This is a genomic window from Rhodanobacter soli (assembly GCF_040548735.1).
Taxonomy (GTDB): domain Bacteria; phylum Pseudomonadota; class Gammaproteobacteria; order Xanthomonadales; family Rhodanobacteraceae; genus Rhodanobacter; species Rhodanobacter soli_A.
Genome location: NZ_JBEPSD010000001.1, coordinates 220,747 through 234,937, shown reverse-complemented (window position 1 = coordinate 234,937; position 14,191 = coordinate 220,747). Strand labels below are relative to the sequence as shown.

The 14,191-nt window shown below is 68.1% G+C and carries 12 protein-coding genes; 7 read left to right on the top strand and 5 right to left on the bottom strand.

The window, feature by feature from the left end:
* Positions 1-52: 52 nt before the first annotated feature.
* Positions 53-565, bottom strand: a complete 513-nt coding sequence (locus tag ABIE04_RS01115; protein WP_354546753.1) for a winged helix-turn-helix transcriptional regulator — start codon at positions 563-565, stop codon at positions 53-55.
* Between the two features lie 145 nt (positions 566-710).
* On the opposite strand from ABIE04_RS01115, the gene ABIE04_RS01110 reads away from it, so the two are divergent.
* Both ABIE04_RS01110 and alr read left to right on the top strand, forming a co-directional pair.
* Positions 711-1,991 (top strand): D-amino acid dehydrogenase, encoded by a 1,281-nt coding sequence (locus ABIE04_RS01110; protein WP_354546752.1) that lies wholly within the window; start codon positions 711-713, stop codon positions 1,989-1,991.
* Positions 1,991-3,064 carry an alanine racemase gene (gene alr, locus ABIE04_RS01105; RefSeq protein ID WP_354546751.1) on the top strand — a complete coding sequence of 358 codons (1,074 nt, stop codon included), beginning with the start codon at positions 1,991-1,993 and terminating at the stop codon, positions 3,062-3,064. The genes ABIE04_RS01110 and alr overlap by 1 nt, the downstream gene beginning before the upstream one ends.
* 98 nt (positions 3,065-3,162) lie before the next feature.
* Here the strand turns inward: alr and ABIE04_RS01100 are convergent, their stop codons facing one another.
* Both ABIE04_RS01100 and ABIE04_RS01095 read right to left on the bottom strand, forming a co-directional pair.
* Entirely contained in the window at positions 3,163-4,209 is a 1,047-nt protein-coding gene (locus ABIE04_RS01100; protein WP_354546750.1) for a hypothetical protein, read from the bottom strand.
* A 106-nt stretch (positions 4,210-4,315) separates the two neighbouring features.
* A complete protein-coding gene (locus tag ABIE04_RS01095) occupies positions 4,316-5,563 on the bottom strand; it encodes a S8 family serine peptidase (protein ID WP_354546749.1) in 1,248 nt (415 codons plus the stop codon).
* Positions 5,564-5,683: 120 nt separating this feature from the next.
* Here ABIE04_RS01095 and ABIE04_RS01090 point away from each other — a divergent pair, with 120 nt between their 5' ends.
* The 3 genes from ABIE04_RS01090 (at position 5,684) to ABIE04_RS01080 (ending at position 7,391) form a co-directional block, all read left to right on the top strand.
* Entirely contained in the window at positions 5,684-6,175 is a 492-nt protein-coding gene (locus ABIE04_RS01090; RefSeq protein WP_214554567.1) for an RNA polymerase sigma factor, read from the top strand.
* Positions 6,172-6,933, top strand: a complete 762-nt coding sequence (locus ABIE04_RS01085; RefSeq protein WP_354546748.1) for an anti-sigma factor family protein — start codon at positions 6,172-6,174, stop codon at positions 6,931-6,933. Before ABIE04_RS01090 ends, ABIE04_RS01085 begins: the two co-directional genes overlap by 4 nt.
* A 191-nt stretch (positions 6,934-7,124) precedes the next feature.
* On the top strand, positions 7,125-7,391 hold the full coding sequence (locus tag ABIE04_RS01080; protein WP_354546747.1) for a hypothetical protein: 267 nt from the start codon (positions 7,125-7,127) through the stop codon (positions 7,389-7,391).
* A 23-nt stretch (positions 7,392-7,414) separates the two neighbouring features.
* Here the strand turns inward: ABIE04_RS01080 and ABIE04_RS01075 are convergent, their stop codons facing one another.
* Complete coding sequence (locus ABIE04_RS01075) at positions 7,415-8,599, bottom strand: eCIS core domain-containing protein (protein WP_354546746.1); 1,185 nt, start codon at positions 8,597-8,599, stop codon at positions 7,415-7,417.
* A gap of 102 nt (positions 8,600-8,701) precedes the next feature.
* The gene (locus ABIE04_RS01070; RefSeq protein ID WP_354546745.1) at positions 8,702-10,150 is read right to left on the bottom strand and encodes an adenylate/guanylate cyclase domain-containing protein; all 1,449 of its coding nucleotides are present in this window, start codon (positions 10,148-10,150) and stop codon (positions 8,702-8,704) included.
* 251 nt (positions 10,151-10,401) lie between these two features.
* Between ABIE04_RS01070 and ABIE04_RS01065 the strand changes: the two genes are divergently transcribed.
* Together ABIE04_RS01065 and ABIE04_RS01060 are read left to right on the top strand one after the other, a co-directional pair.
* Positions 10,402-13,059: a M1 family metallopeptidase gene (locus ABIE04_RS01065; protein ID WP_354549738.1), complete on the top strand. Its 2,658-nt coding sequence runs from the start codon at positions 10,402-10,404 to the stop codon at positions 13,057-13,059.
* 140 nt (positions 13,060-13,199) lie between these two features.
* The gene (locus ABIE04_RS01060) at positions 13,200-14,138 is read left to right on the top strand and encodes a GGDEF domain-containing protein (protein ID WP_354546744.1); all 939 of its coding nucleotides are present in this window, start codon (positions 13,200-13,202) and stop codon (positions 14,136-14,138) included.
* Positions 14,139-14,191: the final 53 nt, after the last annotated feature.

Here is a 14,191-nt window from a genome sequence, read left to right as displayed (position 1 = left end):
ACCCCGCCACGCGGGGTTTGTCCGTTCTGGCCGATGGATCGATTTCCCGCAACTATCCTGCGGCGTCGCCTTCGCTGCGCCCGCCGCGCTCGCCCACTGGCAGGCTGAGCGTTTCCTTGACCTCTTCCATCACGATGTAGCTCTTCGAATCGCGCACGTTCGGCAAGGTCAGCAAGGTGTTGCCGAGCAGCTTGCGGTACGAGGCCATGCCGGAGATGCGCGCCTTGATCAGGTAATCGAACGCGCCCGAGACGAGGTGGCACTCCAGCACGTTGGGCAGGCGCAGCGCGGCGTTGCGGAATTCCTCGAAGATGTTGCCCGACTTGTAGGCCAGGCTGATCTCCACGAACACCAGCAGGCCGGCGCCGACCAGGTGCGGGTCGAGCCGCGCGTGGTAGCCGGTGATCACGCCGTCGCGTTCCAGCCGGCGCACGCGCTCGGTGCACGGCGTGGTGGACAGCCCGACCCGCTCGCCCAGCTCGGTAAACGATATGCGCCCCTCGTCCTGCAACACCCGGAGGATTTTCCGGTCGATTTTGTCGAATTCCCGCTTCTTTACCGCCATGGGTTCACCAAGGATTGCCAATCTGGCAGTGATTTTACCCGTCATTCTTCCCAAAGACAGAAAATAAGATTGGTCGACCGTTCCTATACTTGTCGGGATCATTCCTGCGGTTGGCCCGCAGGCCGACTGATGGAAGGGGAGCGAGATGCGGGTACTGATATTGGGCAGTGGCGTGATCGGAACATGCAGCGCGTGGTACCTGGCGCAGGCCGGTTTCGAGGTGACCGTGGTGGATCGCGAAAGCGCGCCGGCACGCGAAACCAGCTTCGCCAACGCCGGCCAGATCTCGCCCGGTTACGCTTCGCCGTGGGCCGCCCCCGGCGTGCCGCTGAAGGCGCTGAAGTGGTTGTTCATGCGCCACGCACCGCTGGCGATCCGCCCCGGCCTCGACCCGCAGCAATACCTGTGGCTGCTGCAGATGCTGCGCAACTGCACCGCCAGCCGCTACGCCATCAACAAGGCGCGCATGGTGCGCCTGTCCGAATACAGCCGCGACTGCATGGACGAATTGCGCGCCGTGACCGGGCTGGATTACGAAGGCCGCCAGCTCGGCACCGTGCAGTTGTTCCGCACCCAGGCACAGCTCGACGACGCGGCCAAGGACATCGCCGTGCTCAAACAGTACGGCGTGCCCTACGAACTGCTCGACCGCGCCGGCATCGTGCGGGTGGAGCCGGCGCTGGCCGCAGTGGTCGACCAGCTCAGCGGCGCGTTGCGCCTGCCGAACGACCAGACCGGCGATTGCGAGCTGTTCACGCGCCGGCTCGCCGCGCGGGCACAGGAAGCCGGTGTCGAGTTCCGCTTTGGCGCCACCGTGGAAAAACTCGAACACGACGGCAGCCGCCTCACCGGCGTGCGCATCGACGGCAAGCTCGAACATGCCGACCGTTACGTGCTGGCGCTGGGCAGCTACACACCGCAGCTGCTGGCGCCGCTGGGCATGCGCCTGCCGGTGTATCCGCTGAAGGGCTACTCGCTGACCCTGCCGATCACCGATCCGGCGATGGCGCCCACCTCGACCATCCTCGACGAAACCTACAAGGTGGCGGTAACCCGTTTCGACCAGCGCATCCGCGTCGGTGGCATGGCTGAAGTCTCCGGCTTCGACCTGTCGCTGTCGCCGCGCCGCCGCGCCACCCTGGAAAAAGTGGTCAGCGATCTGTACCCGCATGGTGGCGACCTGAGCCGCTCCACCTTCTGGACCGGCCTGCGCCCGGCCACTCCGGACGGCACGCCGGTGGTCGGCGCCACCCGGCTGGACAACCTCTACCTCAACACCGGCCACGGCACCCTCGGCTGGACCATGGCCTGCGGTTCCGGCCGCTATCTGGCCGACCTGATCGCGGGGCGCAAGCCGCAGATCAGCAGCGAGGGCCTGGACATCTCGCGCTACAGTACGCGCCCGACCGCGGGAGTCCCTGCCTGATGCGCCCGGCACGTGCCCTGATCGACCTGGCCGCACTACGCCACAACTACCGCCTGGCACGCGAGCTGGGCGGACGCAAGGCGCTGGCCGTGGTCAAGGCCGATGCCTACGGGCACGGTGCCGTGCGCTGTGCGCAGGCACTGGAAAGCGAAGCCGACGGTTTCGGGGTGGCCTGCATCGAGGAGGCACTGGAACTGCGCGAGGCCGGCATCCGCGCCCCGATCCTGTTGCTGGAAGGTTTCTTCGAGGCCGACGAACTGGCGCTGATCGACGCCCACGACCTGTGGTGCGTGGTGCAGGCCCAGTGGCAGATCGACGCGATCGAGCGCGCGCGCCCGGCCAAGCCGTTCACGCTCTGGCTGAAGCTCGATTCCGGCATGCACCGGCTCGGCCTCGCCGCGGCGGACTACCGCGCCAGCCTGCAGCGCCTGCAGGCCCTGCCGCAGGTGCGCGAGGTGGTGGCGATGACCCACTTCGCCCGCGCCGACGAACTCGACTGCGCCCGCACCGATGAGCAAGGCGCGCTGTTCCACCAGGTGTGCGACGAACTGCGTTTACCCACCAGCCTCAGCAATTCCCCCGCGCTGCTCGGCTGGCCCAGCGCGCAAGGCGAGTGGGCGCGGCCGGGCCTGATGCTGTACGGCGCCACGCCGTTCGCCGGTCCACATCCGGTCGCCGACCGCCTGCAGCCGGTGATGACGGTGACCTCGAAGGTGATCGGCGTGCGCGAGCTGGCGGCGGGCGAACCGATCGGTTACGGCGCACGTTTCATCACCTCGCGTCCCAGCCGCATCGGCGTCGTCGCGATGGGCTATGCCGACGGCTACCCGCAATTCGCCCCCAACGGCACCCCGGTCGCCATCGACGGCCGGCCCGGCGCGCTGGTCGGCCGCGTGTCGATGGACATGCTCACCGTCGACCTCACCGACCATCCCGCCGCCGGCCTCGGCAGCGAGGTCGAACTGTGGGGCAGGCAGGTGCCGGTCAGCGAACTGGCGTTGCACAGCGAGAACAGCGCCTACCAACTGCTGTGCGGCCTGAAACGCGTGCCGCGCAGCTACGTCGGCGAATGAGGTATTTCCCCCAAGTGGGGGAATGAGTAGAGCTTCTGATCTTCAGAACGAAAGAGCCCCCGCAAGCGGGGGCTCCAGGTTTCTACGTCGCTGCTGGCTCAGTGCTGTTGCGCGTTCGCACTGGCGCCGGCATCGCCGTCGGCTTGCGCCGAGGTGGAGATGCCGTCGCGCGCCGAACCGTGGGCACGGGCCTGGCCGCCGGCGCGGCCGCTGGCGTTGGCCGAGCCGTTGGCGCCAGACGTCGAGCCGGCGTTGGCGTTCGTGTTGCCGTTGGCTGCACCGGAGCCCGACAGGTCGATCGACTTGTCACCGGCGCCGCGCACGGCGTTGGACGTCGGTGGCAGCAGGCCCGGTTGCGTGGTCGCTGCGTTACCCGACGGCCGGCTCGCGGCGTTCGCGCCGGCCGAGGTTGCCTGTGACGCGCTGCCGGCCGCGTCCGTGCCGAGGGAGCCGGCGGCATCGGCCGACTGCGTGCCGGTGGCGGTGGCCTGGCGGGCGGCGCTCAGGCCGGCATTGGCCGAGCCCTCGGCCGCACCTTCGGCGTTCGCGGACGCGTTGCCGGCTGCGCTCCGTGCGCGGTTGAGCGCGCCCTGGGTGTAGCGTTTGGCCGTCGAGACGGCTGAACGCGACTGGCCGACGGCCTGGTCCGCGGTGCCGGCTACGGTATCGCGCGCGCTGGAGGCATCGACCGCACCGGCCGCGGGCGTGCCCAGTGCTCCCGCGCCATCCAGTGCAGCGTTGTTGCTGCCGTTGCCTGCGTTGGCACCGACTGCACCGGTGAGGCCGGCGGCGGAGTCAGCGGCTGCCTGGCCGTTCACCTGGCGGGTGGCCTGGGCAGCCGTACCCGTTGCCGAAGCGGCGGTTGCGGCGGCACGCTGGCGCAGGCGTTCCGCGCGCCGCTCGACCGCACGCTGGTTGATGTCCGGGGTATTGAGATTGCCCATGCCGCGTGCGGAGCCGTCGATCCGGCCGCCGACCTGGCCCATCGTGGCATCGATGGGACCGCGCAGGCCGCCGGTGATGCCGCCGCCGAGTGCGCCGCCACCCAGCACCTGGGCGTGGGCCGGGGCCATCGTGGCCAGGGCAAGGGCGCTGGCGAGCAGGGCGATGTTGAGCGTCTTGTTGTTGAGAGTCGTGTTGCGCATGTGAGGACCTCCTGCCTGCGGCCGATCCGCGGCTTCCGAGGTCCTGTACGTTCGCGCCGGAAAGATCCTTCCACGCCAGCGGGCTGCAGTTGGGTGGTGTTCAGATTCAGGGCGACAACAAGCCATAGCCGCAGCGCGGGTCGCGGCCCACGGCGTCGGGGCGGCGGGCTTCGCCGATCAGGCGTTGCTGCACTTGCGTCGCGGCTCCTGCGCGGGGCGCGTCCAGCAGTTGCGCGGCTTTTCGCGCCACGATCGGCGCCGCGAATGAGGTGCCGCGCAGTGCGTTGCGGCCGCTGCCGATCACGCCCGACGCACAGAAGTCCACCTGGTCGCCGCTGCCGGATTCGGGCAGCACGCGGTCGCGCGCGTCGACGCCGCTGACGCCGATCACGTCCGGGTACGCCGCCGGAAACAGCGGCGGTGCCGCGGGCCCATCATTGCCGACCGCGCTGACCAGCACGTGGCCGCGCGCGATCATCGCCTGCACCGCACGCGCGAGCACCGGGTTGTCGGGGCCGACCAGGCTGATGTTGACCACCGCCACGCGCTCGCGCGCCATCCATGCGAGCGCGTCCACGAGGTTCGAGGTGGCGCCGCCGACTGCATCGCCGCACCACAGGTCGGCGGCATACAGCGTGTCCGGATCGCCGGCGACGAGGCGGGCAGCGACCGCGGTGCCGTGCCGCGACGGATTCGCCGTCTTGCAGCCATGCTGTTCGATGCGCGCATGTGCCAGCGCGGGGTCGGCCGGATCGACGCCGCCATCGACCAGCCCCACGCGTTGCCCGGGTGTGCTGGAAGACGGCGTCGCCGAGGTCGTGGCGCCGGCCACGTCGCCATCGCCTGCGGGCAGGTAGAGATGCTGGTAGGTGAATGCCGCGTCCGGCGCGGCCTGTCGCAGGGCGCGCATGGCCCTGGCCGTGCTGCGCCCGCGGGTGTCGTGCAGCACCACGAAATCCAGACCCAGCGTCGCGTCCGTCGACGCCTCGCGATCCACTACGAAACCCTGCGCCTGCACGGCATCGCGCTGTGCCGCCGACAGCCCCATGGCGAGGAACTCGCCGCGCAGGATCGGTGCGCCGTGGGGATCGACCCCGACGCGCCGGGGTTCCCTGCGCAGCAAAGTATCGATCTGCAATTTCCGCGTGATGGCCAGCGGCCCGCGCAGCAGGTCGTCGACGCTGCGCAAGGGCGAGGCCGGAACGACGGCGGGCAGGTTCGTGCCGGGCACCTGCAGGTTCGGCAGGCCCTGCACCGGCCCGAGTACCTGCGCCCGCGCAGGGGTCGCGCCGGCCACGGCAAACGCGATGGCCAGCAGCGGAACGAACAGGGCAGGCGGGCGGTGCAGCGGCATGACCAGGGCCTCGGGAGCAACGGGGCCGGATGCTAGCATGGGCCTGCTTTACGCCCTCGAACTGCGCCGATGCGCGCGAGGGAAGGAATCCTCCCCTCCGGACGTAATGGAAGGTGATGCGTGAATTCGAGCGACGCCGTGCGCGAAGGACTGATCCCGCTGTTGCCGCGCCTGCGCCGTCTGGCGCGGGCGCTGGCAGGGCAGGTCGCCGACGCCGACGATCTGGTGCAGATCGTGCTGGAACGCGCGTTGGCCCGTGCCGCGCAGTGGCGGCCGGATGCCGCGCTGGACAAGTGGGTGTTCGCGATCGCGCGCAACGCCTGGCGGGACGAGTTGCGTGCACGCGGCCGGTCGCAGCATTTGTTCGCGCCCGAGGAGGCTGGTGAGATGGCTGCCGACCGTGCCAGCGCACAGCCCGCGCAGCAGCTGGAATTGGCGATGGCGCTGGCGGCGTTGCCGCCGGACCATCGCGAAGTGGTGGCCCTGGTGCTGGTCGAGGGCATGTCGTACGGCGAGGCCGCCGAGCTGCTGGAGGTGCCGGTGGGCACCGTCACCAGCCGCCTGGCCCGCGCCCGCGCCACCTTGCAGGCCCATCTTGGGAAAGACACATGAATCCGATCGACGACGACATCTTGCAGGCTTACGTGGACGGCGAACTCGACGCGCCGAGTGCCGCACGGGTCGAGGCCGCGCTGGCGCACGACGCCGTGCTCGCCCACCGCGTGCAGCAGGCGCGCGCCGTGCGCGCGCGGCTGCGCGCCGCGTTCGATCCGGTGCTCGATGAGCCGGTGCCGGCGCGTTTGTCCGCTTTGCTGCAGCCGCGACCGGCGCAGGCAGCGACACCGACCTCGCCGCTCGTCATGCCGGCGGCCGGGCATGGCAAGGGTACGACCCGCCGCCGCGCGACCCGTCGCTGGTTTGTGCCGGGCGCTGCGCTGGCCGCGTCGGTGGCGCTGCTCGCCGTGGCCTTGTGGTGGTGGCAGCCCGGTGGCGATCTGATACGCATGCAGGGCGGCCAGTCATTCGCCGCGGGTGCCTTGACTCATGCGCTCGATCAGGCACTGGCGAGCGAACCGAAGGCGAATGCCCCGGTCGCCATCGGTTTGAGTTTCCGCAGTACCGACGGGCGCATCTGCCGCACCTTCGTGTTGCGCGCCCCGCCGGCGCGAGCCGGCCTTGCCTGCCATGAAAGTGCAGGCTGGGCGCTGCCCGTGCTCAGTGCGGTGACCCCGCCGGAAGGCGGCGGCGAACTGCGCCAGGCAGCGAGTGCCTTGCCGCCCGCGGTGCAGGCCGCGGTCGACGCGCGTTTGCGCGGCAATGTCTTCGATGCACAGCAGGAGCGCGCAGCGCGCGATGCCGGCTGGCGCTAGGCGCGGCGTGTCGTCAGACGCCGTCCCTGCTGCCGGACAACGAGTCCTGAGCAGGACGTTGACTCGCACTTCGCATCGGCGCCGCTACCGTCAGGGCAAACGGCCCGATATGTCGGGTTGCATCCTGCCGACAGCCGGCATCGCCGAAAGCCATCGAATGGCCGCCACATCCCGCCTGGAGGAACCGTCCCATGTCCGATGAAAATGCGAAGACGCCGGCCGACTACATCGTCGATACGGTGGCGCAGCTCAAGGAGATGCGGCATTACTCGAAGAACAACGTGGAAGCGCTGACGGCGGCATGGCTGCTGTTCGACGGCGAATTGTCCAAACTCAAGCAGGCGGAGAAGCTCGCCGACCTGATGGATCGCCAGGGACAACTGCACGAGGCGCTGGAAACGGTGATCGCCGATCTGGAAGAGGTGCTGGCGAAGATGCAGCCGGAACCGGAGGCGTAAGTCCCGGTGCAGCGGCGGTGCCGTCAAAGCGTGGCTTTCGGCGCCTTGGGATCGCGCTTCTTCAGCGTATCGGGCGCCTTCGGCCCGGCGGCTACGTCGACGGCGTAATGCTCGTAGGAGTAGGCGTTGTCCTCGGGGTGCAGGGTGGGGTAGCTCTTGTCCTTGACGTCGGTGTCGCCGCAGCCGCCGAGGTTGTGGATGACTTCATGCAGCAGGATGGCGCCGGCGTCCTTGCAGGTTTCCGAGCCGAATTGCGGATAGACGGTGATCTTGCTGCCGGGGCATTCGGCTTCGGCGCAGGGGTCGAGGATCTGGCCGCCCTCCGATGCCTTCACGTCCTTCGGGGCGCAGGTATAGATTTTCGAGGCCGCTTCGCCCTGGGCACGCTTGAAGCGGTCCTTGACGATGTCCAGGTCGCTCGATGACAGGCTTCCGAAGTGTTTGTTCATGGCGGTGCCTTCCCAGCTCATCGGGAATTCGCGGTTCAGTGCGACCAGTGCGCGTGCGGCGAGTTCGCTTGCGCGCTTGATCGCCGACTCGACCAGTTTCTTGCGGTCGTCGTTGCAGCCCTTGAAGTTCGCCGGCGCGGCCGTGTCCTTGTCTGCCGGTTTGGACTTGTCGTCCTTGCGCTGCAAGCGGGTGCCCTGCGCCTGCTGCACGACGTGGGTCAGTTCGTGCGCCAGCAGGTGGCGACCTTCGCGCGTGTGCGGAGCGTAGCGCCCGGCGGCGAACACCACGTTGTGGCCGACGGTATAGGCCTGCGCATCGACGTCACGCGCGGATTGCCGCGCCATTGCGTCGGTATGCACGCGGACGGTGGAGAAGTCGTGGCCGAAGCGTTCCTCCATGGGTTGGCGCACGTCCGCCGGCAGTGGGGCCCCCGCGCCGGCGAGGGCGTGGCCGACGCTGTCGGGGACTTCTGTGCTGGCGGCATGGCCGCTGGCGTACCGCTGGATGGCCGGCGCCGCGATGCCGCGGGCAGACGTGGGGCCGCTCATCACCCGGTCGGCGACGCGGTCGGCTTCCCGTTCGAGTGCATCGTGGACGGGTCCGGTGGCGAACTGGCGTTGTTTCCTTGCGCACGCGCTGCATTCGGCTTCACCGTGGCTGTGCGTGCCGCAGCTGCATTTGCGCTGCAGCCGGACGGCCCTGGGCGGCGGCGCGAAAGCGGATCGTTGGGCAACGGTGACGGGTGCGTAATCGCTCATGGCGGTACCCCTCGGTTGACTGCCGCAGCATAACGCTGGCGGGGTCGTGGGGAGTGAAGATGCAGTGGTATTGCGCGACGGGGTCTGTCCATCGCGGGACGGCTACGGCGCTTGCGCGTACGGGGGCTGGTGGAATTCCATGGCGGCGAGCCGGAACAGCTCGGGCGTCACCTCGAAATACCGATGGCCGGCGAGGCTGGGCGATTGCCGGGCGGTATCGGACGACCAGCTATCGAAGGCGGTCAGCGCGGCGACGTAATGCTCGTCGATCTGCTTCAGCGCTTTGCCCATGTTGTCGTCGACCAGCATCACGTCGCGGTCGCGCGGTGCAAAGGTGACCATCTTGGCCGAACGGTTGACGCACTGGCCCATCGCCGTAGGCGTCTGGAATTGTTGCGGTCCCATATTGGTCGATACCACCGGGCCCAGCGCGATGGTGATGCGCAGCTTCACCGCCTCGGCGACGTCGGCCGCCAGGCCTTGCCAGCGCTGGGCCTTGAACGCCTTGAACCCACCGAGCAGCTCGGCGGCGGCGCAGATCGCCCGCAACACCGGGTTGCTCATCGGCACATGGCTGTCAAAGCCGACGTAATGAAAGCGGATCAGCGTTCCGTCGCCATTGAATTTTTCGACGATGCCGGAAAACGGGCCGATCCGCTTGTAGATGTTCTGGCTGAAGCGGTTGATCAGGCGCGCCGCGTCAATCAGCGGCAGCTCATCGAACAATGCCGACGATTGGGTAAGGTCTACATACATGATCACCGCGTTCTCGAGGTTCAGTTCGTCCTGCAGCCCGAGCACACGCATGGTCTCGGGGTTGGACTGGAAATAATGCAGCGTGCCCGCCATGCCGGCGTCGCTGGTTTCCTGCAGGGTTTCGAGCAGTTGCCTGCGGTCGTTGCTCTGGAAACCATGCTCGTCGAGGCCGTAGGCGTTGCCCGGCAGGGTCTTGTTGAAGACCTGCACGATGCCGATCTGCCGGCCCTGCCAGCGCACCGGCGACACCAGCGTGTGCATCGGCACGAAGCCGGACTGCTTGTCGTATGAAGCGACGTGGCGGACGTTGGCCTGCAGGTTGTTGCTGCCGATCAAGGCGGCCTTGTCCCAGCATTCGCCGACGATGGTCCAGCTCTCGACCAGTTTCATCTTGAGGATGGCGGCAGTGGCGCCGGGATCCATGTTCCAGGCGGCGACAAAGGCGAAGCTGCGCGGCGATGCGGTCTTTTCGTCGCCGGCATTGAACACCGGGATATAGAGCGACGCGGCCTGCGCACGCAGGGTGCCGGCCAGGCTCTCGATCATTTCGGTGAGTTGCGCGCGCAGCCGGATCAAGTCGCGGTGGCCGGGGACGCTGTCTTCCTCGGCGCTCTTGACGCGCGATTGCACCTTCAGCAGATCGGCCTCCAAGCGGGTGATCTCGGCTTCCTTGATCTTCAGCTCGGTGTCTTTGCCGGTCACGACCTTGTCGTGATAGAGCTTGGCCAGCGTGGCGATGCCGCAGGCGCCGAGGAAGGCGCCGGCGATCTTGGCATATTCGATCCATTCGATCACGGTGCCTCCCGCGAAATCTTCTGGCGGCTCGCGACGGCCTGGGTGATGCGGCCGCGCGTGCCACGGAATATAGCGCGATTGCCTGTCGTCGACCGACCGCGGTTCATCCGGCTGGCATGCGCGATCCCGGGCATGACTTCCGGCCGTGTCCGGCGGTGGCTCGGGGCTTCACTATCGTGCAGGGGAGGGCCGGCGGTCCTGCCCATGGCTGGCCGAACCCACTCCCCACGATCCACATGGAAGAATTCTCAATGCGCAGTACGTTGCTGGTTTCCGCGATTGCCCTGGCGCTTGCCGGTGTTTCGATGACGGCCATGGCCGAAACGCCCGCTGCCGCGCCCACCGCGGATCTCGCCACCACCCAGTTGCCGCGCACGGTGGTGCCCAGCCACTACGACGTGGCGGTGGTGCCGCATGCGGACAAGCTGAGTTTCGACGGCAAGGTCACGATTACTGTCGATGTGCTGCAGCCGACCACCAGCATCACGCTGAACGCGATCGACATGGCGTTCTCTTCGGTGCACCTCATGCCGACACGGCTGCGGATGGTGATAGCCGATCCCAAGGTGTCGGTGGACGCGCAGGCGCAAACCGCCACCTTCACCTTCGATCGCGCGCTGCCCCCGGGCAACTACAAGCTGGCGATGAGCTACACCGGCAGGATCGGCACCCAGGCCACCGGCCTGTTCGCGATCGACTACGACACCAAGGCGGGCAAGCAGCGCGCGCTTTACACCCAGTTCGAGAATTCCGACGCGCGCCGCTTCATTCCGTCATGGGACGAGCCGGCGTACAAGGCCACGTTCGATCTCGAAGTGACCGTGCCCAAGGGCGAGATGGCGGTGAGCAACATGCCGACGGCGTCGACCACCGACCTCGGCAACGGCCTGGTCCGCGTGCGTTTCCAGCCATCGCCGAAGATGTCCACCTACCTGCTGTTCTTCGGCCTGGGCGAGTTCGATCGCGCCACCACCATGACCGACGGCACCGAGATCGGCGTGATCACGCAGAAGGGGCTGGCATCGCAGGCCGGCTTCGCGCTGGAGTCGTCCTCGGCCGTGCTGCGCGAATACAACGACTACTTCGGCGTGCCGTACCCGCTGCCGAAACTGGACAACATCGCCTCGCCGGGGCGCAGCCAGTTCTTCTCGGCGATGGAGAACTGGGGCGCGATCTATACCTTCGAATACGCGCTGCTGCTGAACCCCACCATTTCGACCCAGGCCGACAAGCAGGCGGTCTTCAACACCGCCGCGCACGAGATGGCGCACCAGTGGTTTGGCGACCTAGTGACGATGCGCTGGTGGGACGACCTGTGGCTGAACGAGGGCTTCGCCTCGTGGATGGCCGCGCGCACCACCGAGAAGCTGCACCCGGAATGGAATACCGCGCTGGATGCAGTGGGCACGCGCGAGTCGGCGATGTCGCAGGACGCGGCGGTGACCACGCATCCGGTGGTGCAGCACGTGGAGACGGTGGAACAGGCCAGCCAGGCGTTCGACTCGATCACCTATTCCAAGGGCGAGGCGGTGATCCGCATGCTGGAAGGCTACGTGGGCGCCGACACCTGGCGCGCCGGCGTGCGCAACTACATCAAGGCGCACGCCTACGGCAACACCCAGTCCGACGACCTGTGGCGCGAGGTGCAGGCGGTGGCGGGCAAGCCGATCACCGCGATCGCGCACGACTTCACCCTGCAGCCGGGCATCCCGCTGATCCGTGTGGACGCCGCCGCATGCAGCGGCGGCCGGACCACGCTGAAACTGAGCCAGGGCGAGTTCACCAAGGACCGCCCGCACAAGAAGCCGTTGAGCTGGCACGTGCCGGTGATCGCGCAGGGCATCGGCGGCGCGCCGGCGAGCACCCTGGTGACCGACGGCAAGGCCACCCTGACGGTGCCGGGCTGCGCCCCGGTGATCGTGAATGCGGGGCAGAGCGGCTACTACCGCACGCTGTACACGCCGGCCCAGTTCGCCGCGATCAAGGGCGCGTTCGCCAAGCTCGCACCGATCGACCAGCTCGGCCTGATGAGCGACACCTGGGCGCTGGGCATGGCGGGCCTGCAGAATGCATCCACCTACCTGGACCTGGTCCAGGTCGCCCCGGCCGATGCCGACCCGCAGATCTGGGGCGAGATCGCCGACACCCTCGGCGGCCTGGACAACTACTACCGCGGCGATACCGCACGCCAGGCGCGCTTCCGCGCGTTCGCGGTGAAGCGGCTGGCGCCGGTGTTCGCACGCATCGGCTGGGAAGCGAAGCCGGGCGAGAGCGACCCGGTGGCGATCCTGCGCACGCAGTTGATCGGCGCGCTGGGCAACCTGGGCGACACCGGCGTCATCAACGAGGCGCGCCGCCGCTTCGCGGCACAGGAGCATGACCCGAAGGCCGTGCCCGCGGCGTTGCGCAAGACCATCTTCGCGATCGTGGCCAGGCACGCCGACGCCGCCACCTGGGACCGGTTGCATGCGATGGCGAAGGCGGAGAAGACGCCGCTGATCAAGGACCAGCTGTACTCGCTGCTGTCCTATGCCGACGATGACGCGCTGGCCCGGCGCGCGCTGGATCTGGCCGTCACCGACGAGCCGGGGGCGACCAACAGCGCCGGCATGATCGGTATCGCTGCCTACCAGCACCCCGAGATGGCGTTCGACTTCGCGCTGGCGCATCGCGCCAAGGTGGACACGCTGGTCGACTCGACGTCCCGCAGCCGCTACTACCCGCGCCTGGGTGGCGCCTCGTTCGACCCGGCGATGATCGGCAAGATCAAGGCCTACGCCGACGCTTACATTGCCGCCGGCTCGCGCCGGGCCGCCGACGCCGCGGTCGCGAACATCAAGTACCGCATGATGATCCGCAACGAACGGCTGCCGGCGATCGACGCCTGGCTGGCCAAGAACGGCGACTGAGCCGGCACACGGGCTGTCCGGCGGAGGGCGCTCGGTGCTGTGGAGTTTGCGCGCGGGATGGGGCCTGGCATGTGGCCTGATATATTTTGCGCAGGCCATGGCCTGCGCTGCGCAGACAGAAACATCCGGGGGGCGGCAAGATGGTGGATATCGACAATCGGATGGCGCCCGGCAGCGCCGTCTACAAGACGCTGCTGGAGTCGACCAAGGCGATCCCGTGGAAGATCGACTGGGACAGCAAGCAGTTCGCCTATATCGGGCCGCAGATCGAGGCGCTGCTGGGTTGGGCGCCGTCGAGCTGGGAGAGCGTGGGCGACTGGGCCAGCCGCATGCATCCGGCGGACCGCGAGTGGGTGGTGGATTTCTGCGTGGCGCAGTCGCAGGCGGGGGTGGATCATGAGGCCGACTACCGCGCGCTGACCCGCGACGGCCGCTACGTGTGGATCCGCGACGTGGTGCACGTGGTGCGCAACCCCGACGGCACGGTCGACTCGCTGGTCGGCTTCATGTTCGACATCAGCGAGCGCAAGCGCACCGAGCAGCAGCTGATCAGCCTGCAGAAGGAGATGGAGGAGCTTTCCTTCCGTGACGGCCTGACCGGCGTCGCCAACCGGCGGCGCTTCGACGCGATCATCGAGCTCGAATGGAGCAACGCGCGGCGCAACCGGCAGCCGCTGTCGATGCTCATGATGGATATCGACTATTTCAAGCAGTACAACGACCGCTACGGCCACCTGGAAGGCGACGCCTGCTTGAAGCACGTGGCGCGCATCCTGAATTCGGCCGCGACGCGCGCACGCGACCTGCTGGCCCGCTTCGGCGGCGAGGAGTTCGTGCTGGTGCTGCCGGAAACCGACGAGGCCGCCGCAGGCAAGTTGGCCGAACGCTGCCGCAGCTTGATCCTGGCCGAGCAGATCCCGCACGAACCCTCCCCGATCGGCCCCATGCTGACGATCAGCATCGGTGCGGGCACCTTGATTTCCGGCCACGACGACGAACTGCGGCCGTTCATCGACGCGGTGGACAAGCGCCTGTACCAGGCCAAGCAGCAGGGCCGGAACCGTATCGTGGCCGGATGAAAAAAAGGCCCCGCATGCGGGGCCTTTTGCTGTTCTGTACGAATCGGCGAAGC